The following is a 20,123-nucleotide window of genomic DNA, read 5'->3' as shown; positions in this document are numbered from 1 at the left end:
TGCACGGAAATTTCGGTATCGCGTACGTTGTGTGTCTGCGGCCGATACCGAACCCGGTGCGCGATGATCGGAAGGCACCTCAGAGACGGATCCGGTAGGACATGACACGCGTCGAATCGAACAGCAGTGCGGGCAGTCCGCCGACGAGTGCGGGACGAGTCGCCTCGTCCGGCGCCGTCGGCGGAGCGAATCCGCAGGTCGAGGTAGTGATCGTGACCGGGCTCTCGGGCGCGGGCCGCGGCACCGCCGCTCGCGTGCTCGAAGACCTCGGCTGGTACGTGGCCGACAACCTGCCGCCCGAGCTGTTCGGGCGAATGGTGGAACTCGGTGCTTCGGCGAAGCCACCGATCCGCCGTCTCGCGCTGGTCATGGACGTGCGCAGCCGGTTCTTCACCGGCGACCTTTCGGTGGTCACCGAGCAGTTGCGGACCCTCGGCGTGCGCACCAGGGTCCTGTTCCTCGAGGCCTCCGACGATGTGCTGATCCGCCGTTTCGGCTTCGCGCGGCGCAGGCATCCGCTGCAGAGCGAGAGCAAAGACGGCACGTTGTCGGCGGGCATCGCCGCCGAGCGGGTGCGGCTGTCCGCCGTGAAGGCCGCCGCCGACCTGGTCATCGATACCACCGAGCTGTCCATCCATCAGTTGCATCGCAAGATGGAGGAGGCCTACGGCGGTGGCGCGCCGAGCGCGTTGCAGCTCACCGTGCAGTCGTTCGGCTTCAAGTACGGGGTTCCGCTGGACGCCGACATGGTGTTGGATGTGCGTTTTCTACCCAATCCGCATTGGATACCGGAGTTGCGGGAACACACCGGTCAGGAGACGGTGGTCAGCGAGTACGTGTTGTCGCGTCCCGGCGCGAACGATTATCTGCGTACCTGCCACCACCTGGTCGAGCTGACCACGAACGGTTACCGCCAAGAGGGGAAGCGATACATGACGGTCGCAGTGGGCTGCACCGGAGGCAAGCACCGGAGCGTCGCGATTGCCGAGGCACTGGGCGAGTTGATGAGTGAGGTCACCGGCGGGCCGGAGGACTCCGCCGACGTGGTCCGGGTCGTCCATCGAGACCTGGGGCGCGAATGACCGGCTGGGAATCCAATCCCAGCATTGTCGCGCTGGGTGGCGGGCACGGGCTGTACGCGACACTGACCGCGGTGCGGCGGCTGACCAGGAAGATCTGCGCGGTGGTCACCGTCGCCGACGACGGCGGCTCCTCGGGCCGGCTACGCGCCGAGCTGGGGGTGCTTCCGCCGGGGGATCTACGGATGGCGCTGGCGGCCTTGGCCGCGGACGCCGACGGTGTCTGGACGCAGACCGTCCAGCATCGTTTCGGTGGCACCGGCGCGCTGGCCGGGCACTCCGTGGGCAACCTGATCCTGGCCGGGCTCACCGAGGTGCTCGGCGATCCGGTCGCCGCGCTCGACGAAGTCGCCCGCATGTTGCGCATCACCGGACGAGTGCTCCCCATGTCGCCGATCGCGCTGGACATCGAGGCGGATGTCTCTGGGTTGGAGGCGGATCCACGGGTGAGCCGTTGCATTCGCGGCCAAGTTGCCATCGCGACCACGCCGGGTAAGGTGCGGCGAGTGCGGCTGATTCCGTCCGACCCACCGGCCAGTCCGGAGGCGACCTCGGCGATCGAACACGCGGATGTCGTGGTGCTCGGCCCGGGATCGTGGTTCACCAGCGTGATCCCGCACGTCCTCGTCCCGGAGCTACGGGAAGCCCTGGTGTACACCAGGGCCAGGAAAGTCCTTGTGCTCAATCTCGCCGCGGAGCCGGGGGAGACCGCGGGGTTCTCCGCGGAGCGGCATTTGCATGTATTGTCCCAGCACGCACCGGAATTCGTCGTCGATGAGGTGCTGGTCGATTCCGGCTCGGTGCCGGAGGGTCGCGAGCGGGAACATGTGGCCAGGGCTGCCGAACAGTTGCGGGCACGAGTAACCTTCTCCGATGTCGCCGAAGCGGGAACGGACCGGCATCACCCCGGAAAGCTTGCCGCCGCACTGGATCAACTGATCCGGCAACCTCGGCCGCAAATGGCAGGGCTTCGAGTCGAGGGACGGCACATGGGCCAGGATGTGCGTTCCGGGTTGGGTGGAAAGGAGCGCGTCCCGTGGCGATGACAGCCGATGTGAAAGACGAGCTGAGCAGGCTCACGGTGTCGCAGGTGAGTTCCCGCAAGGCGGAACTGTCCGCTCTGCTGCGTTTCGCGGGCGGCCTGCACATCGTCGGCGGCCGGGTGATCGTCGAGGCCGAGGTGGACATGGGGTCCATCGCGCGCAGGCTGCGCCGGGAGATCTTCGAGCTCTACGGCTACGGCTCCGATGTGCACGTGCTCGGCGCGGGCGGACTGCGCAAGACCTCCCGCTACGTGGTGCGCGTCTCGAAGGAGGGCGAGGCGTTGGCCCGGCAGACCGGTCTGCTCGACGTGCGCGGCCGTCCGGTGCGTGGCCTGCCCGCCCAGGTGGTCGGCGGAAGCATCGCCGACGCCGAAGCCGCGTGGCGTGGCGCGTTTCTCGCGCACGGGTCGCTCACCGAACCCGGCCGCTCCTCGGCGCTCGAGGTCAGCTGCCCCGGTCCCGAGGCGGCGCTGGCGCTGGTCGGCGCGGCCCGGCGGCTGGGCATCACCGCCAAGGCGCGGGAAGTGCGCGGTACCGACCGTGTGGTGGTGCGCGACGGTGAGGCGATCGGCGCGCTGCTGACCAGGATGGGCGCGCACGGCACCCGGATGGTCTGGGAGGAACGTAGACTGCGCCGCGAGGTACGCGCGACCGCGAATCGCCTGGCCAATTTCGATGACGCCAATCTGCGCCGCTCGGCGCGGGCCGCGGTCGCCGCGGCGGCGCGGGTGGAACGCGCGCTGGAGATCCTCAGCGACGACGTGCCCGACCATCTGGCCGCCGCGGGCAGGCTGCGCGTCCAGCACCGGCAGGCGTCGCTGGAGGAGCTCGGCCAGCTCGCCGACCCGCCGATGACGAAAGACGCTGTCGCGGGCCGCATCCGGCGGTTGCTGTCGATGGCCGACCGGCGCGCCAAGGAGCTGGGCGTTCCGGACACCGAATCGGCCGTCACGGCCGAACTGCTCGACGACGCCTGAGCCCGCGCTTCCGGCGTCCCGCGATCCCTGTGACTCGGCCAGTCGCGGGGATCGCGGCGTTTCGACTGCGGAAACCGTGTTGGTCGGGCGTCTGACCAGGCATCCCGTCCTCAGCAATGCCAGGTGCGTGTCGGCGAGGTCACGGCAGGACGTTAGTGTGGGTGGGCATCGGAACGATCCGCTGGAAAGTTGAGGAGCGATAACGTGACTGTCCGGGTAGGCATCAACGGCTTCGGTCGTATCGGACGTAACTTCTTCCGGGCGGTGGAGGCGCAGAAGGCGCTCGGCACCACCGACATCGAGATCGTCGCGGTCAACGACCTCACCGACAACGCGACCCTCGCGACCCTGCTCAAGTACGACTCGATCCTGGGCCGCTTGCCCCAGGATGTCTCGCTCGACGGCGACGACACCATCGTGGTGGGCGACCAGCGGATCAAGGCGCTGGCCATCAAGGAGGGCCCCGCCGCGCTGCCCTGGGGCGACTTGGGCGTGGACGTGGTCGTGGAGTCCACCGGCATCTTCACCGATGCCACCAAGGCCAAGGGCCACCTCGCCGCGGGCGCCAAGAAGGTCATCATCTCCGCCCCGGCCAAGGGCGAGGACATCACCATCGTCATGGGCGTCAACGACGACAAGTACGACGGCAGCCAGAACATCATCTCGAACGCGTCGTGCACCACCAACTGCCTCGGCCCGCTGGCCAAGGTGCTCAACGACGAGTTCGGCATCGAGCATGGCCTGATGACCACCATCCACGCCTACACCCAGGACCAGAACCTGCAGGACGGCCCGCACAGCGACCTGCGCCGCGCCCGTGCCGCCGCGCTGAACATCGTGCCCACCGGCACCGGCGCCGCGAAGGCCATCGGCCTGGTGCTGCCCGAACTGCAGGGCAAGCTGGACGGCTACGCGCTGCGCGTGCCGGTCCCGACGGGTTCGGTCACCGACCTGACCGCCACGCTGCGCAAGTCGGCCACGATCGAGGAGATCAACGCCGCCTACAAGGCCGCCGCGGAGGGCCCGCTGAAGGGCATCCTGAAGTACAACACCGACCCGATCGTCTCCAGCGACATCGTCACCGACCCGGCCTCGTCGATCTACGACGCGCCGCTGACCAAGGTGATCGACGACCAGGTCAAGGTCGTGTCCTGGTACGACAACGAGTGGGGCTACTCCAACCGTCTCGCCGATCTCATCGGCCTCGTCGGCAAGTCGCTCTGACGCGCATGGCTGTCAAGACACTCGCGGATCTGCTCGGCGAGGGGGTCGAAGGCCGGGGCGTGCTGGTGCGCTCCGACCTGAACGTCCCCCTCGACGACCACGGACAGATCACCGATCCCGGCCGCATCATCGCCTCGGCGCCGACCATCAAGGCGCTCGCCGAAGCCGGCGCCAAAGTTGTCGTGACCGCGCACCTCGGCCGTCCGAAGGGTGAACCGGACCCGAAGCTCTCGCTGGCGCCGGTGGCCGCCCGGCTCGCCGAGGAACTGGGCCGCAATGTCCAGCTCGCCAGTGACGTGGTGGGCCAGGACGCGCTCGCGCGGTCCGAGGGCCTCACCGACGGCGATGTGCTGCTGCTGGAGAACATCCGGTTCGACGCACGCGAGACCAGCAAGGATGACACCGACCGGGCCAAGCTGGCCGCGGCGCTGGTCGAGCTGGTCGGCGACGACGGCGCGTTCGTCTCCGACGGGTTCGGCGTGGTGCACCGCAAGCAGGCGTCGGTGTACGACGTCGCCGAGCTGCTGCCGCACTACGCGGGCACGCTGGTCGCGGCCGAGGTCGAAGTGCTGGCCAAGTTGACCGAGAACCCGGACCGGCCGTACGCGGTCGTGCTCGGTGGTTCCAAGGTCTCCGACAAGCTGGCGGTCATCGAGGCGCTCGCGCCGAAGGTCGACACGCTGGTGATCGGCGGCGGCATGTGCTTCACCTTCCTTGCCGCACAGGGCCTTTCGGTGGGCTCCTCGCTGCTGCAGGAGGAGATGGTGGACACCTGCAAGCAGTTGCTCGAGCAGTACGCCGACGTCATCCATCTGCCGCGCGACATCGTGGTGGCCGACAAGTTCGCCGCCGACGCGGAGTCGAAGGTGGTGCCCGCACACGAGATCCCGGACGGCTGGCTGGGTCTGGACGTGGGCCCGGAGTCGGTGCACCGTTTCGCGGTATTGCTGACCGAGGCGCGGACCGTTTTCTGGAACGGGCCGATGGGCGTGTTCGAGTTCGAGAAGTTCGCAGCGGGTACCCGCGGCGTCGCCGAGGCGATCGTGACCGCCACCGGCAAGGGGGCGTTCAGCGTGGTCGGCGGCGGCGATTCGGCCGCGGCCGTGCGGGCGCTCGGCCTGCCGGAGGACGGCTTCTCGCATATCTCCACCGGTGGTGGGGCGTCGCTGGAGTACCTGGAGGGCAAGGAACTCCCCGGTATCGCGGTGTTGGAGGACTGAACATGGCACGCAAACCGCTCATCGCGGGCAACTGGAAGATGAACCTCAATCACCTCGAGGCCATCGCCCTGGTGCAGAAGATCGCGTTCGCGCTGCCGGAGAAGTACTTCGACAAGGTCGACGTCGCGGTGATCCCGCCGTTCGTCGACCTGCGCAGCGTGCAGACGCTGGTCGAAGGCGACAAGCTCTTGCTCACCTACGGCGGCCAGGACGTCTCGGTGCACGAGTCGGGCGCCTACACCGGTGAGATCAGCGCGAGCATGCTCGCCAAGCTGGGCTGCACCTTCGTCGTGGTCGGGCACTCCGAGCGGCGGCAGTACCACAACGAGGACGACGCCACCGTGCTGGCCAAGGCCAAGCAGGCGTTGAAGCACGGGATCACCCCGATCGTGTGCATCGGCGAAGGCTTGAACGTCCGCGAGGCGGGCACGCACGTCGAGTACAACCTCGAGCAACTGCGTGGATCGCTGAAAGGCTTGACGGCCGAGGAGATCTCGAAGATCGTCATCGCCTACGAGCCGGTGTGGGCGATCGGCACCGGCAAGGTCGCCACCCCCGCGGACGCGCAAGAGGTCTGCGGTGCGATTCGTGGCGAGCTGGAGAAGCTCGCCACGCCCGAGGTCGCGGCCGGTGTGCGTGTGCTCTACGGCGGGTCGGTGAACGCCAAGAACGTCGGAGAACTGGTCGCTCAGGGCGACATCGACGGCGCGTTGGTGGGCGGCGCTTCGCTCAAGGGTGACGAATTCGCCATCCTCTCCGCGATTGCCGCGGGCGGCCCCCTGCCCTGATCCGGTTCCGACGCGCGACAGCCCGGTATCGCTTCCCGCGATGCCGGGCTGTGCCATATATGCCGAGAGGGCGACAAATCTACCTTCGTCGCGGGTGGCACGGCGGACAACCCGGTCCGACGGGAGATCGTCTCGCACTGGGAATGGATCGCCGAGACCGGCAACGACTTCCTGCGGGAGGAAGCCGAGGACGTCCACGGCAGCAGCGCGTACTACCGGCTCGGGCTCCTCGGATTCGGACCGACCGACAATCGCTACGAATGGACGACCGTCGACAGCGTCACGCCGATGACCATGAGCTACAAGGGCGCCAAGGGGAGCGGCGGTGACCCCGAGCGGCCGAGCTGGTCGCCGACCGCGTCGTGCTCACCCGGCAGAAGTAGCAGGCGTCACCGCGCGTGCAGGACCAGGCCCGCGCCGTTGTCGTTGCGCAGGGTCAGCGTGTCGGCGTCCACGGTGGCGGTCGTCGTGCCGTCCAGGGTTCTCAACACCGCCTGCTCGACCTCCATCACCTCCGGCGAGCACAGCATCTTCGTGGTGACGATCCGGAAGGTGATCCGGGTGCCGGACACCTCGGCCCTGCCGGTCATGCGATTGCACCCGGCGCCGCCGGAGACGCTGTGGTCCTCCGCGATGGTGAGCGTCGGCTGCGCCTCGTCGAGGGCACGTGAGCGGATCTGGCTGTTGTCGGTGATGAGCGTGGTGACCAGCCAGGACGTGCCCTCGATCGGTTTGTCCGGCTGGGCGACCTTCTTGTCGACCGAGCTCACCGTGCGGTCGGGGCTGTGCAGGGTGAGCCGGGAGTCGTCCAGCCGCCAGGTGGGCTGCGAGTTCAGCAGGCCGCTGAGCCACTCGTCGGCGCCGCGCCGATCGTCCTCGCAGGCCATCAGTGTCGTGGCCAGACCGGAGACGTGCAGCACCTGATCGTCGAGGGAGGCCGCGCCGGTGAACTTGTTGCATCCCGCGTCGGCCGCTACCCGGCCCTCGGTGAAGCTGATAGTCAGCGGACCGCCGCCGGGAATCGGGGTGCCTTCGACGCTGGTCGAGAGAAACGTGCGGCCCACCGGGGTCGGCGCGTCGGCGCCGCGGTCGGGCTCACCGCTCGAACACGCCGCGATCGTGCAGAGGGCGAGCAAGACGAGCGGTCCTGATCGCGCGAAGAGTGCCGCCATGCGGCGATGCTACCGACGACCCGCCTCGCCACCGAGGTCGCGCTGGTCGGCCCGGCCTGCCGAAGACCCGCCGGTGAACCCGCATGCCGCAGGAATCGAGACTCATGGGATGACTCGTTCCGTGTCGTATTAGCATCTGTGCCGTGCATCGATGCTTCCCGATCACCCCGCCGCCCGCTTCCTGAGCGAGGTGTAGGTATCCAGCGCGCCGCCGAACGGTGAGCGCGCTCCTTTTCGGCATCACTGTGCACCTCGCGTCCGCGACCCCCATCCCTTTGTCGCAGGAGCGCGATCCCTCATGTCCTCATCTGCCCGTTCCGGGCTGGTCTACCTCGTCGGCGCCGGCATCCTCTGGGGCACCGGCGGCCTGCTCGGCGCGTTGGTGCACCGGGCCACCGGCTTGTCACCCGTCGCGGTGGCCACCTGCCGGCTCGCCGTCGGCGGGCTGCTCATTCTGGTTCTGCTCGCAGGCACGCGGCGACCGTGGCCGCGAGAACCGCTGGCGTGGCGTCGGATCGGCGCGGTCGCCGTGCTCGCGGCGGCCTTCCAGGCGGCCTACTTCGGCGCCGTGGCCGCCTCTTCGGTCAGCCTCGCGACGTTGATCACGATCGGTATGTCGCCGGTGGTCGTCGCCGGGTTGGAGCACGTCACCGGACGACAGGCGGTGGACCGGCGCCGCGCGGCGACGATCGGCATCTCGCTGTGCGGACTGGCGTTGCTGGTCGGTGCGCCGAGCGGTGGCGCCGATGCGGGCGGGTTGCTGGTTGGCGCGGCGTTCGCGGCGGTGGCCGCCACCGCATTCGCGACGGTCACCGTCCTCAACGCGGCGCCGGTGCCCGGGCTCGACGCGATGACGACCACCGGTCTCGGATTCACCGGCGGGGCGTTGCTGCTGGCGCCGCTCGCGGCCACCAGCGGGCTGGCGTTCGACCCGGCGCCCGGCAGCATCGCGCTCGTTCTGGTGCTGGGCCTCGCACCCACCGCGGTCGCCTACACCTTGTACTTCCGCGGTCTCTCGGATGCGGACCCGGGAATCGCCGCGGTACTGGCTCTGCTGGAACCGCTCACGGGAGCGGTGCTGGCGGCGATCGTCCTGGGCGAACGCCTCACGGCGGCGGGCCTGGCGGGAGCCGCGCTGCTGATCGTGGCGTTGCTGCTGGCCGCGACAGCGGCGCGATCGGCGGGCCAGGGGCCGGACGCGGCGTCGGGGCGGCGACGTCGCCGCGACTAAGCTTCGGCGAGTGACAACCGCCGCGACGACCCCGATTTCCACTTGGGCGCCGCTGCGTTCACCGGTGTACCGCGCGCTGTGGGTGGCGCAGCTGGTGTCGAATCTGGGCACCTGGATGCAGACCGTCGGCGCGCAGTGGATCATGGTCGACCGGCCCAACGCGGCGGCGCTCGTGTCGTTCGTGCAGACCGCTATCACGCTTCCCGTGATGCTGCTGGCCATCCCCTCCGGGGTGATCGCCGACCTCGTGGACCGGCGCAGGCTGCTGCTCGGCGCCCAATCCACGATGGCGGCGCTGGCCCTGCTGCTCGCCGTGTCGACGGCCACGGGTCACACCACCCCCGGCGTGCTGCTCACCTTGTTGTTCCTGCTCGGTTGCGGGCAGGCGCTGACGGCGCCGGCCTGGCAGGCCATCCAACCCGAACTGGTGTCGCGCGAGCAGATCCCGGCGGCGTCCGCGCTGGGCAGCATGAACATCAACATCGGCAGGGCGGTGGGGCCCGCGCTGGCCGGCGCGCTGGTTACGCTGTCCGGGCCGACGCTGGTGTTCGCGTTGAACGCGGTGTCGTTCGTCGGGATCGTCGTGGTCTTGACGGTCTGGCGCAGGCCGGCGATCGACCGGCGCCTGCCCACCGAGCGCCCGCTTGCGGCATTGCAGGCGGGCACCCGTTTCATCCGCGCGGCGCCCGCGATCCGCCGGGTGCTGCTGCGCTCGCTCCTGTTCATCGCACCCGCGAGCGCGGTGTGGGCGCTGCTGCCGGTGATCGCGCGCGACCGGCTCGCACTGTCGTCGTCGGGGTACGGGCTGATGCTCGGCGCGCTCGGCGTCGGCGCGGTGCTCGGCGCGGCGATGTTGTCCCGATTGCGGACGTGGCTCACCCCGACCCAGCGGCTCACCATCGCCGCGATTCTGTTCGGGTCGGCCACGGCGGGCACCGCGCTGCTGCGCGTGGTGCCGGTGGTGCTGGTGCTGCTGATTTTCGCGGGCCTGGCGTGGCTGCTGGCGATGTCCACGATGAACTCGACCATGCAGTTGTTGCTGCCCGCCTGGGTGCGTGCGCGCGGGTTGTCGGTGTACCTGCTGGTGTTCATGGGCGGGCAGGCGATCGGTTCGCTGGTCTGGGGCCTGGTCGCCGACGCGATCGGCTCGGTGCCTGCGCTGTTGTGGGCCGCGGTGCTGCTGGCGTTGTGTGCGGTCAGCACGGTGTGGCTGCCCATCCGGAACGATCCCGAGGTGCTCGACCTGACCCCCTCGGCGTTCTGGCCGGAACCCCAACTGGTGGTGGAACCCGATCCCGACGACGGTCCGGTGCTGATCCTGCGCAGCTACGACGTGCCGCCGGAAGACGTCGAGGAATTCCTCGCCGCCATGGCCTTCGTCGGCCGGTCCCGGCAGCGCACCGGCGCGATGGAATGGCGCCTCTATCGCGACGTCGGGGTGATCGACCGCTATGTCGAGGCGTTCGTCGTGCGGTCCTGGGCCGAGCACATGCACCAGCACCAGATCCGGCTCACCGCGCAGGACCAGCTGCGGGAAGAGGCGGTCGCGAAGTTCGGTGCCGCCGAGGAGGAGCAGGTCACCCACCTCGTCGCGGTCGACCGGCGCTAGCGCCGGGCCCGGCTGCCGAGTGCCTGATTCGGTGCCGTCGCACCGACCGCATAGACTGTCCGGCATGCGGATGTTCCTGGATATCCTCCTGATCATCACCAGCGTGCTGCTGGTGCTGCTGGTGCTGCTGCACCGCGCCAAGGGTGGAGGTCTGTCCAGCTTGTTCGGCGGCGGCGTGCAGTCCAGCCTGTCCGGGTCCACCGTCGTGGAGAAGAACCTCGACCGCGTCACCATCTTCACCGGCGTCATCTGGTTGATCGCCATTCTCGGCATCGGCCTCGAGATCAAGTTCGCCTGATCCCGGCGGGCACCACGCCCGCCGTGGGCGTCGCCGCACCGAGCACGTCCGCGGCGATGACGAACTCGGCGGGATAGGACGTCCTGAGCTTCGGGGCAGCCACCACCGGTCGGAGGATCTGTCCCGCGCCGTACCCTGCGGTCAGCGGCGCCGCCGCGAGACCGTGCGGTGACCGAGTTCGGGTCGCCAGGTCAGCAGCAGCGCGCCGAGAAGGTAACCGGCGTCCCGGTTGCCGCGCCACTTGGCGTCGACGGAACGGCGGGTGCTGACGGTGGCCGTCCATTCGCCGTTGGCGAGCGCGCCTCGCCTGTCCTGGTCCGATCGGCCGCTGGTGGCCGACACCGTCTCGGGCACCACCGGCGCGGCGTCCTGGCAGCCGATGAACCCGGACCGCGCCGTCATCACCTGCACGAACTTCGACGAATGGATCGAATCGGTCGCGGTATCGGTGTGGCGCCCGATCTGGCGCGCACCAGGGCGCCCCATCCCGGCGTCGTCTATCTGGACATTCCCGACGCCCCGCCCTCGCACCTGTACGTGGAGTCGCGCGCCAGGCCGGTCCCGCCACGCTCGGTGCAACGCTTTCTCGGCGAGTTCCGAGCGGAGTCAGTCGACGCGCGGGACGCGCCCGTCGATGTCGGTGAAACCGTAGTACTCGGCGAGATCGGCCACCGGCCAGGGCAACCCGGTGCGGGCGCGACGCCCCGCGTCGGTGGCGAGCGCGACGACAGCGCGGCCGGTGAAGCGCGGCGTCTGCGCGTCGCCGAGGTCGAAGGTGCCCTCACCGGGCAGCGTGACCAGCCTGCGGCCGTCGGCGTCGGCCGGAACCAGTTGCAGCAGTTCGGTGTCGACGATGCCCGGCCAGAGCGAGACCACGGTGACCTCGGTGCCCGCGAGATTGTGCGCCATGTCGGCGGTGAGCCGGTCCACCGCGCCTTTCGCGACGCCGTATACGGCGTTGTGCATGTACCTGCGCGCCCCTGGTGAGGAGATGTTGGCGATCAGCCCGCCCGATTCGATCAACAGCGGTGCGGCGAAAAAGCTTGCCACGTAATGTGATCGGACGCCCACGTCGAACGACTCGTCCCACGCAGCGGGCGGCACCTCCCAGAACGGCTTGCCCAGCCAGCGGGCCGCGGCGGGGGAGTTGTAGACGTTGTTCACCAGCACGTCCAGCCTGCCGTGCTCGGTGCGGATCAGCTCGAACAGGCGCTCCACCGCGTCGTCGTCGCGGTGGTCGCATACGAACGGGATGCCGACCCCGCCCGCGGCATCGATTTCCGCGGCCGTGGCGTGTACGGTGCCGGGTAGTCGTCCTTGTGCCGCAGAGCGTCCGGTGACGAACACCGTGGCACCCGCCGCACCGAGTTCCAGCGCGATCCCCTTGCCGATACCGCGGCTGGCACCGGTGACCACCGCGATCTTGCCTTCGAGCCTTTCGGGTATTCCGCTCACGAAACCGGAACATTACCGTGAAACGATAACGTGTTCTAGTACATCGTTTTGGAGGCCCGAGTGGAGCTGACGCATCGGTTCGTGACGACCGGCGGTGTCCGGATGCACGTCGCGGAGCAGGGAGCCGGGCAGCCGGTGGTCTTCTGCCACGGTTTTCCGCACACCTGGTACATCTGGCACCGCCAGCTTCCCGCGGTCGCCGCCGCCGGGTATCGAGCCCTCGCGCCGGACCTGCGCGGTTACGGTCGCACCGACGTCCCGGCCGATCCGGAGGCGTACACCAATCGCGCGGTTTGCGGTGATCTGCTCGCGCTGCTCGACGACATCGGCGCGGAGCAGGCGGTGTTCGTCGGCTTGGACTTCGGCGCGGCACTGGTGTGGGAACTGGCGTTGCGCGCACCGGAGCGGGTGCGCGGCGTGATCGTCTTGAACAATCCGTTCGCGCCACGACCGCCGCGTACTCCGTCGCAGCTGTGGGCGAAGGCCGCGGCTCGGCACTTCCTGCACTTGGACTACTTCCAGACCCCCGGCGTGGCGGACGAGGAACTCGCCGCGCGTCCCCGGGAGTTCCTGGCCCGCGTGTACCACGCGCTCAGCGCCGACTATCACTACCTGGACACCTGGCGCTTCCCGGCCGAGGGCACCGGCTACCTCGATGTGCTGCCGGAGGCGCCCGCGCTGCCGTGGCGCTGGCTCGGCGCGGACGAGTTGGACGTGCTGGCACTCGACTTCGAACGCACCGGGTTCACCGGCGGATTGAACTGGTATCGCAGTCTGGACCGCAACTGGGAACTCACCGCCGAGTACGCGGACGCGAAAGTCACTGTGCCCGCTTATTTTTTGTACGGCGACCGCGACCCCGACATGGAAGGCTTCAGCGGCCGTGACCCGCTGGCCACCTTGCGTGCGCACGTCACCGACCTGCGGGCGGTCACCGAGATCGGCGACGCGGGCCACCTCGTCCAGCTGGAGCGGACCGAGCAGGTGAACGCGCTGCTCACCGCGCATCTCGCCCACTTGGCCGCGCACCCGGCCCGGCTTCCGGCCTGAGGTGAAACGCCTTCGGGCTCACCGATGTTCGTTGTCGGTGGGCACCGCTAATGTTCGGTGAATGAGTTATAGCCTGAGCATCTACGTCGTCGAACTGGACAGGATCAAGGGCGCCATCGGGTCCCGGGACGACAAGCTCCGGCGCATGATCGGCGGCCGGTTCAAAGCCCAGCTGACCCACGACGACGACTGGTTCGCCGACGAGATCGCGGCCGGCGCGCCCACCCGCTACGAGGCGGTGCGCGCCGTCGTCGACGGCGGCCCGTTCGACCCTGCCTACGGTTTCCAGTACGGCTACGCCTATCAGACGATCTGCCAGTTCTACGGCCGGTTCGTGGACAACCGCTACTTCTCGGCGTTCCGAGGTCGCTGGCTGGACCACATCGACGACGGGCTCGCCACGCTCGGCATCAAAGCGGTCAGCGTCCGCGCGTTCATGTACCACTCGCTACCGCCTTCGCTGCCGCAGCCCGACGAGTTGCCCGGCTACGGCGAATGGACCCCCGAGCAGTGCGCCGAAGCACTCGTGCAGTGGGAGTCGACCACGCCACCGCAGCGCGAGGAGGTCGACCACGAGGTACTCGCCGCGATCGAGTCCTGCGTCGAGTGGATCCGGGAGGCGCAGGCTCGTCCGGGCTGGGGCATCGCCGGGTTCTTCTACTGAACCGGTCCGGTGTGGTGGCCTAGCGGTATTCGGCCGCCAGCTTCGGGTAGTCCGACCACCGGGGCAGCGGCTGGTAGTCGAGGTAGGCGGTGAGGCGGTCGAGCAGGTATTGCCAGCGCGGGCCGATCGCGCCCGCGTCGGCGGGGCACACGTGGCGGCGGGTCAGTTCCATGGTGGTGACCACGCCGACCTGGCTCATCCGGACTTCGAGCAGGCAGCCGTCGATGTGCACGACCAATTCGTGCGGCGCCTGGCAGTGGTCCACGCGCACGGCGACCGGGCCGGGGACCGGACCGTCGAACAATTCGATGGTGAGGTTGCCGTTGCCACCGGAGACGGCGCCGAGCCAGCGGGTGAGCTGGCCGCGCTCGGTGGCCGCCGACCACACGTCCAGCACGGGCTTGTGGAACGACCGCAGGTAGTGCAGGAGCACCAGATCGCCCTCGGCTGTGTGCTCGTGCTCCGGTCGCACCTCGCCGAGCATGGACATCGTGGTCATCGCGAGTCCTTTCCACTGCTGGTCACCGTCACCCTCACTGTATTTCCACTATTCCCCCGTCGAATCGAATTACGGGGAATGCCGGGCCCCGGCGCGCCGCGGCTCCCGGCCGGCCGGGTCGCCGAGCAGCCGGAGGGCCGCGGCTTCGATCCGGTCCTCGTCGAGGAGCACCGTCGCGGCGGCCGGACCCAGCGGCACGAAGCTGTCCTCGCTGGTCACGCGCGCGAGACGGCCGGTGAAACCGGCGTCGATCAGCGCCGCGCACACCGCCTCCGACACGCCTCCGCTGCGGCGGGTCTCGTCGGCGACGAGGACCCGCCCGGTCGCGCGCGCGTGCCGCAGCAGATCGTCCACCGGCAAGGGGGCGAGCCAGCGTAGATCGAGCACGCGCGCCCGGATTCCGAGCCCGGCCAGGCGCTGTGCCACCCGCAGGCTCATCGGCACGCCGTTGGCGAAGCCGACCAGGGTCAGGTCGGCCCCTTCGCCGTAGACGCGGGCTCGGCCGATCTCGACGTGTTCGCCCGGCGACGGGCGTGCCAGCCAGCCGTCATCGCCCGGACGATGCAGGTCGCGGGTGTGATACAGCGCGATGGGCTCTAGGTACAGGCACACTCTGCCGTCCACCCGGGCCGCGGACGCGCATGTGCGCAGCATCGCCGCCGCGTCGTCGGCGCGCGACGGGGAGGCCAGTACGACGCCGGGGATGTCGCGCAGTGCGGCCACCGAGTTGTCGTTGTGGAAATGGCCGCCGAAGCCCTTCTGGTAGGCGTATCCGGCGATTCGCACCACCATCGGATTCCGGTAGCGGCCATCGGAGAAGAACGAGAGCGTGGCCGCTTCGCCACGGATCTGATCTGCGGCGTTGTGCAGGTAGGCGAGGTACTGGATCTCCGGAATGGGCACGAATCCGGCCAGCGCCGAGCCCAGCGCGGTGCCGAGGACGCTCTGCTCGTCCAGCAGGGTGTCGAAGACGCGGCGCGCGCCGAACGTCTTCTGCAAACCCTTGGTCACGCCGTACACGCCACCCTTGCGGCCGACGTCCTCGCCGAAGACGAGCACGTCGCGGTCGCGCGCAAGCAGGCTCGCGAGAGTGTCGTTGATCGCCTGTGCCAGGGTCATCGGAGCGCTCTGCGCGGCGCCGTTGCGGCGGTGTGGCGCCTCGCTGCCAGCGGTCGCGGGGCCGGTGTCCGCGGGCATGGCCTCATCGCTCTGATGGGTGCCGCCGCGCAGTGTGTCGGCACGCACCAGTGCGGGCCGGGAGGGGCCGATAGGTGCGATCACGGCCGCCGCCGAGGCGAGTTTCGGTTCCCCGGAGACGAGTTCGGCGGCCGCTGCGACGCTACGGCCCAAGTCGTCGTAGCGTTCCAGCAGGTGATCGGGTGTGGTCACGCCCGATTCGATCAACAAGCGTGCGGTCGCCAAAACCGGATCGCGGGCGATCTCGGCGGCGATCTCGGCGGGACGGCGGTAGGCGGTTTCGACGTCGGAGCCCGCGTGGCCGAGCAGCCGCACGGTCCGCAGCCGCAAGAACGCGGGTGCGCGATGCTCCCGCACCCACCGAACGGCGGTGTTCGCGGTGTTCAGCGCGTCGAGCGGAGCGCATCCGTCCGCGTGGAAGTAGGCCAGGCCGGGCCGGTGGCCGTAGGCCTGCTCGATCCACGCCGGTGGCGTGGGGACGCTGATGCCGATGCCGTTGTCTTCGCAGACGAACAGGACCGGCATCGGAATCTCTTGATGGGCGGTATGAATCGCGGCATTGATCGCCCCGGCCGCGGTGGAGTGGTTGGCCGACGCGTCGCCGAAACTGCACAGCACCACCGCGTCGGCGGGCCACGGACCGGCGCCGCCCAGCCGTGCCGCGCGATCGATCGCGAACGCCAATCCGACCGCGCGCGGGAGGTGCGACGCGATGGTCGAGGTCTGCGGGATGACGTTGGCGGCGGCGCTGCCGATCACCTTGTGCCTGCCGCCGGAAATCGGGTCCGCCGCCGCGGCGACCACGCCGAGCAGCACGTCCCGGATCGGGTCCAGCCCGGGCACTCGCCGGGCCCGGTACACGAAGAACGCCCCCGACCGGTAATGCAGTAAGGCAGGGTCGGTGGTCCGCAGCGCCGCAGCCAAGGCGGCATTGCCTTCGTGACCGGACGATCCGATGCTGTAGTAACCGCGCCGGGCGCTACCGAGGCGGCGTGCCGCGAGATCGATGTGCCTGCTCGTCGCCTGTGCGTCGAACAGTTCCAGGCACGCCGCACCGGTGATCGCGCCGCCGGGCTCGATCCGCTGATCGGCCGGACGCACCGGACGCGGGGCGAGTGCGGCCACGGCGGTGCGGAATCGCTCGTCCAGGTCGACTGCCTGCTCGGTCACCGACCGATCATCTCGTAAACTCCGCCGATCGGCTGCGTTATTAGACGGTGTTCTTTCGGCACCTGCGCGGAGTGGCGGACAAATTTACGAAATCGACCGGATGTGGCGGCTGTGCCGACGCTGCTCGACGAGCACCGGATCATGCCGCGGCCCGTCGGCGCCTGGGGCGACGCGACCCGCGCGGACGCGGTGACGCCGCCGGCGGACCGTGGCGTGATCAGCGCACTGCGGACGCGGCCTCGTGATCGAGCAACCAGGTGGTGGAGTCCAGACCGGTCGCACCGGCCGCGGGCACCTCCACCGGCTCCGCGCCGCCGATGGCCGCGGCGACCGCCTCGGCCTTGGCCGCACCGCCGACCACCAGTACGACGTGGCGGCTGCGGCGGATCGCGGGCAGGGTGAGCGTCACCCGCACCGGCGGCGGTTTGGGCGAATTCGTCACGGCGACGACCAGCTCGTGCTCTTCCCGCACCGCTTCGGTGTGCGGGAACAGCGAATTCACGTGGCCCTCGCCGCCCATGCCGAGCAAGTGCAGATCGAACGCGCCGTGTTCGGCGAGATAGGCGTGCACCGTCGCGGAGTATTCGGCGGCCGCCTCCACCGGGTCGGGGTACTCGCCGTCGGAAACGGCCACCGGATGTACCCGGGCCGGGTCCACCGGCACGTGGTCGAGCAGCGCCTGCCTGGCTTGCAGGTCGTTGCGCTCCGGGTCGTTGGCGGGCACGAAACGCTCGTCGCCCCAGAAAACCTCGACCCGGGACCAGTCGATGTCACCGGGCGACTTGCGCACCAGCTCCAGCAGGGCGATGCCGGTTCCGCCGCCGGTCAGCACGACCGAGGCGGAACCACGCTCGGCTTGGGCAGCGACGACGACCGAGACGAAGCGGGCCGCCGCGGCGGCTACCAGCGACTCGGTGTCGAGGTGCACCTCGACGGTGTCGCTGGGGAACGGCGAATCGGTGTGCTCACTCATAGGTCACCTTCTCGATTCCGGCCAGCGCTTCCGCATAGGTCTCGTCGGCGTCCAGCCTGCGTAGGTCTTCGGCGAGGCAGTCGCGCGTCTCCCTGCGCGCCAAGGCAATCCGTTGCACCGGTTCACCGGTGCGGGTCAGCGTCGCGGTGCGGCCGGTCTGCGGGCGTTCGATCGCGATGGAGACGGTGGGGCGATGCAGCTCCACCTGCAGCGGGCCGGTGCGGCGGCGCACGGGGCAGCCCAGCCGGGCGGCCAGCCAGCCGGCCAGGATGTCCAGGGCGGGCTCGTCGCGCAGTCCGGACACCGTGACCGAGTCCACCGTTTCGAACGGCGGCTCGTCCATGGCCGCGGCCAGCAGGGCACGCCAATACGTGATCCGGCTCCAGGCCAGATCGGTATCGCCGCTGGCGTAGGACTGCAACCGTTTCTTGATCGCCGCCTGAGGATCGGGGGCGAACGTGGCGTCGGTGATCCGGCGGCCCGCCAGGCGGCCCACCGAGTCCTTGGACGGGAACTCCGGGGCTCCGCGCGGCCACCAGGCGACCACCGGCGTATCCGGCAGAAGGAACGGGGTGACGACGCTGCTCTCGTGGTTGACCAGTTGGCCTTGCAGCCGCAGCACGATGACCTCGGCCGCTCCCGCGTCGCCACCCACCCGGATCTGCGCGTCCAGCCGGGTGTCGGCCTCCCGGTCACCGCGGGCGAGCACCACCACACGACAGGGATGCTCGCGGCTGGCTTCGTTCGCCGCGTCGATCGCGTCCTCGGCCTCGGAGCTGTCGAGCGTGCACACCACCAGGGTGAGCACTCGGCCTACGGTGATCACACCGTTGCTCTCGCGCAACTGCACGATGCGCTTGGTGACCTCGCTGGTCTTGGTCTCGGGCATGTCGACGATCACGGGCGCCGCCATTCCCGCCCGGTGCGGGCGATCATCTCGTCTGCCGAGAGCGGACCCCAGGTGCCCGCCTCGTAGGGCTCCGGCCTGCCTTCGGCGGCCCAGTGCTCGAGCACCGGATCCAGGATGCGCCAGGACAGCTCGACCTCCGCGTTCACCGGGAACAGCGACGGCACCCCGAGCAGCACGTCGAGGATCAGGCGTTCGTAGGCCTCGGGAGAGGACTCGGTGAACGCCTCGCCATAGTTGAAGTCCATGTTGACATCGCGCACCTCCATGCTGGAGCCGGGCACCTTCGAGCCGAACCGGGTGGTGATGCCCTCGTCCGGCTGTACCCGGACGACCAGCGCGTTCTGCCCGAGTTCCTCGGTCATGGTCTGGTCGAACGGCAGGTGCGGCGCCCGCTTGAAGATCACGGCGATCTCGGTGACCCTGCGGCCGAGCCGTTTTCCGGTGCGCAGGAAGAACGGGACACCCGCCCAGCGGCGGGTGTCGATCTCCAACCTGATCGCGGCGTAGGTCTCGGTCTTCGAATTCGGGTCGAAACCCTCCTCCTCCGACAGGCCGACCACGTGCTCGCTGCCCTGCCACCCCTCGGTGTACTGGCCGCGCGCGGTGGTCTCGTCCAGCGGTTCGACGAGCTTGGTCGCGGAGAGCACCTTGATCTTCTCGGCCTGCAACTGTTTGGGCTCGAAGCTGATCGGTTCCTCCATGGCGGTGAGCGCCAGCAATTGCAGCAGGTGATTCTGGATCACGTCCCGCGCGGCCCCGATGCCGTCGTAGTAGCCCGCACGACCACCGAGGCCGATGTCCTCGGCCATCGTGATCTGCACGTGGTCGACGAAGTTGGCGTTCCAGATCGGCTCGTAGAGCTGGTTGGCGAAGCGCAGCGCCAGGATGTTCTGCACCGTCTCCTTACCCAGATAGTGGTCGATGCGGAACACTTGCTCCTCGGGGAAGACGCCGTTGACCAGCGCGTTGAGCTCCTGCGCGCTGTGCAGGTCGTGCCCGAACGGCTTCTCGATCACCACCCGTCGCCACGATTTGCGTGCCGCGTCCGGTCCGGTCGTCTGCGCCAAGCCGTGCGCGCAGAGCTGATCGAGCACGACCGGGAACATGTTCGGCGGGATGGACAGGTAGAACGCGTGGTTGCCGCCGGTGCCGCGCTCCTTGTCCAGCGTGGTCAGGGTGTCGGCGAGCCGGTCGAACGCCGCGTTGTCATCGAAGCTGCCTTGGACGAACCGGATGCCCTCCGACAGCTGATCCCAGACTTCTTGGCGGAAGGGGGTGCGCGCGTGCGCCTTGACCGCCTCCAGAACCACCTCGGCGAAATCCTCGTCGGCGTAGTCGCGGCGCGCGAAACCCACCAGGCCGAAGGCCGGGGGCAGCAGCCCCCGGTTCGCCAAGTCGTAGATGGCCGGCATCAACTTTTTCCGAGACAGGTCACCCGTGACGCCGAAGATGACCATGCTGCACGGTCCGGCGATGCGCGGCAGCCGTTTGTCCCGTTTCTCACGCAGCGGGTTCTGCCATTCGACCGGCTCCGGCCGATCCGTGGGCGCTGCCCCGGCCATCG

At 69.2% G+C, this 20,123-nt stretch carries 19 protein-coding genes; 11 read left to right on the top strand and 8 right to left on the bottom strand.

Annotated features, from left to right (window positions below; translation table 11 throughout):
* Positions 1–101: 101 nt before the first annotated feature.
* The 6 genes from rapZ to tpiA all read left to right on the top strand — a co-directional run bounded on the left by rapZ (position 102) and on the right by tpiA (position 6,331).
* Positions 102–1,082, top strand: a complete 981-nt coding sequence (rapZ, locus tag ACFU5M_RS10965; RefSeq protein WP_379047333.1) for an RNase adapter RapZ — start codon at positions 102–104, stop codon at positions 1,080–1,082.
* On the top strand, positions 1,079–2,125 hold the full coding sequence (yvcK, locus tag ACFU5M_RS10960) for a uridine diphosphate-N-acetylglucosamine-binding protein YvcK (protein ID WP_043693713.1): 1,047 nt from the start codon (positions 1,079–1,081) through the stop codon (positions 2,123–2,125). The genes rapZ and yvcK overlap by 4 nt, the downstream gene beginning before the upstream one ends.
* Positions 2,116–3,099 (top strand): DNA-binding protein WhiA, encoded by a 984-nt coding sequence (gene whiA / locus ACFU5M_RS10955; RefSeq protein WP_379047328.1) that lies wholly within the window; start codon positions 2,116–2,118, stop codon positions 3,097–3,099. Before yvcK ends, whiA begins: the two co-directional genes overlap by 10 nt.
* Positions 3,100–3,303: 204 nt before the next feature.
* Positions 3,304–4,323 carry a type I glyceraldehyde-3-phosphate dehydrogenase gene (gene gap / locus ACFU5M_RS10950; RefSeq protein WP_379047324.1) on the top strand — a complete coding sequence of 340 codons (1,020 nt, stop codon included), beginning with the start codon at positions 3,304–3,306 and terminating at the stop codon, positions 4,321–4,323.
* Positions 4,324–4,328: 5 nt separating this feature from the next.
* The gene (locus tag ACFU5M_RS10945) at positions 4,329–5,543 is read left to right on the top strand and encodes a phosphoglycerate kinase (protein WP_379047321.1); all 1,215 of its coding nucleotides are present in this window, start codon (positions 4,329–4,331) and stop codon (positions 5,541–5,543) included.
* 2 nt (positions 5,544–5,545) lie between these two features.
* Positions 5,546–6,331: a triose-phosphate isomerase gene (gene tpiA / locus ACFU5M_RS10940; RefSeq protein ID WP_379047318.1), complete on the top strand. Its 786-nt coding sequence runs from the start codon at positions 5,546–5,548 to the stop codon at positions 6,329–6,331.
* A 389-nt stretch (positions 6,332–6,720) separates the two neighbouring features.
* Here the strand turns inward: tpiA and ACFU5M_RS10935 are convergent, their stop codons facing one another.
* Positions 6,721–7,503: an META domain-containing protein gene (locus tag ACFU5M_RS10935; protein WP_379047315.1), complete on the bottom strand. Its 783-nt coding sequence runs from the start codon at positions 7,501–7,503 to the stop codon at positions 6,721–6,723.
* Positions 7,504–7,801: 298 nt separating this feature from the next.
* Between ACFU5M_RS10935 and ACFU5M_RS10930 the strand changes: the two genes are divergently transcribed.
* The 3 genes from ACFU5M_RS10930 (at position 7,802) to secG (ending at position 10,641) form a co-directional block, all read left to right on the top strand.
* Positions 7,802–8,734 (top strand): DMT family transporter, encoded by a 933-nt coding sequence (locus tag ACFU5M_RS10930; RefSeq protein WP_379047312.1) that lies wholly within the window; start codon positions 7,802–7,804, stop codon positions 8,732–8,734.
* 10 nt (positions 8,735–8,744) lie between these two features.
* Positions 8,745–10,343, top strand: coding sequence for an MFS transporter (locus ACFU5M_RS10925; protein WP_379047309.1), 1,599 nt, complete (start codon positions 8,745–8,747; stop codon positions 10,341–10,343).
* Between the two features lie 64 nt (positions 10,344–10,407).
* The gene (gene secG / locus ACFU5M_RS10920) at positions 10,408–10,641 is read left to right on the top strand and encodes a preprotein translocase subunit SecG (RefSeq protein ID WP_039798855.1); all 234 of its coding nucleotides are present in this window, start codon (positions 10,408–10,410) and stop codon (positions 10,639–10,641) included.
* A 141-nt stretch (positions 10,642–10,782) separates the two neighbouring features.
* On the opposite strand, the gene ACFU5M_RS10915 is transcribed toward secG, so the two are convergent.
* Positions 10,783–11,127 carry a hypothetical protein gene (locus ACFU5M_RS10915; protein ID WP_379047305.1) on the bottom strand — a complete coding sequence of 115 codons (345 nt, stop codon included), beginning with the start codon at positions 11,125–11,127 and terminating at the stop codon, positions 10,783–10,785.
* Positions 11,128–11,247: 120 nt separating this feature from the next.
* Entirely contained in the window at positions 11,248–12,096 is an 849-nt protein-coding gene (locus tag ACFU5M_RS10910) for an SDR family NAD(P)-dependent oxidoreductase (protein ID WP_379047302.1), read from the bottom strand.
* A 60-nt stretch (positions 12,097–12,156) separates the two neighbouring features.
* On the opposite strand from ACFU5M_RS10910, the gene ACFU5M_RS10905 reads away from it, so the two are divergent.
* Both ACFU5M_RS10905 and ACFU5M_RS10900 read left to right on the top strand, forming a co-directional pair.
* The gene (locus tag ACFU5M_RS10905) at positions 12,157–13,146 is read left to right on the top strand and encodes an alpha/beta fold hydrolase (protein ID WP_379047298.1); all 990 of its coding nucleotides are present in this window, start codon (positions 12,157–12,159) and stop codon (positions 13,144–13,146) included.
* Between the two features lie 61 nt (positions 13,147–13,207).
* On the top strand, positions 13,208–13,810 hold the full coding sequence (locus ACFU5M_RS10900; RefSeq protein WP_379047295.1) for a hypothetical protein: 603 nt from the start codon (positions 13,208–13,210) through the stop codon (positions 13,808–13,810).
* A 19-nt stretch (positions 13,811–13,829) separates the two neighbouring features.
* On the opposite strand, the gene ACFU5M_RS10895 is transcribed toward ACFU5M_RS10900, so the two are convergent.
* The 5 genes from ACFU5M_RS10895 to zwf all read right to left on the bottom strand — a co-directional run bounded on the left by ACFU5M_RS10895 (position 13,830) and on the right by zwf (position 20,121).
* Positions 13,830–14,309, bottom strand: coding sequence for a hypothetical protein (locus tag ACFU5M_RS10895; RefSeq protein WP_379047292.1), 480 nt, complete (start codon positions 14,307–14,309; stop codon positions 13,830–13,832).
* Between the two features lie 69 nt (positions 14,310–14,378).
* Positions 14,379–16,676: a thiamine pyrophosphate-dependent enzyme gene (locus tag ACFU5M_RS10890; RefSeq protein ID WP_379047289.1), complete on the bottom strand. Its 2,298-nt coding sequence runs from the start codon at positions 16,674–16,676 to the stop codon at positions 14,379–14,381.
* A 217-nt stretch (positions 16,677–16,893) separates the two neighbouring features.
* Positions 16,894–17,649 carry a 6-phosphogluconolactonase gene (gene pgl / locus ACFU5M_RS10885; RefSeq protein ID WP_379047286.1) on the bottom strand — a complete coding sequence of 252 codons (756 nt, stop codon included), beginning with the start codon at positions 17,647–17,649 and terminating at the stop codon, positions 16,894–16,896.
* Entirely contained in the window at positions 17,642–18,550 is a 909-nt protein-coding gene (gene opcA, locus ACFU5M_RS10880) for a glucose-6-phosphate dehydrogenase assembly protein OpcA (RefSeq protein ID WP_379047283.1), read from the bottom strand. Before opcA ends, pgl begins: the two co-directional genes overlap by 8 nt.
* Complete coding sequence (gene zwf / locus ACFU5M_RS10875; RefSeq protein ID WP_379047280.1) at positions 18,547–20,121, bottom strand: glucose-6-phosphate dehydrogenase; 1,575 nt, start codon at positions 20,119–20,121, stop codon at positions 18,547–18,549. Before zwf ends, opcA begins: the two co-directional genes overlap by 4 nt.
* Between the last annotated feature and the right edge of the window lie 2 nt (positions 20,122–20,123).

It is taken from the genome of Nocardia sp. NPDC057455 (assembly GCF_042802775.1).
GTDB lineage: Bacteria > Actinomycetota > Actinomycetes > Mycobacteriales > Mycobacteriaceae > Nocardia.
Note: the sequence above shows the minus strand (reverse complement) of the source record. Positions and strands in the feature narration are given on the sequence as shown.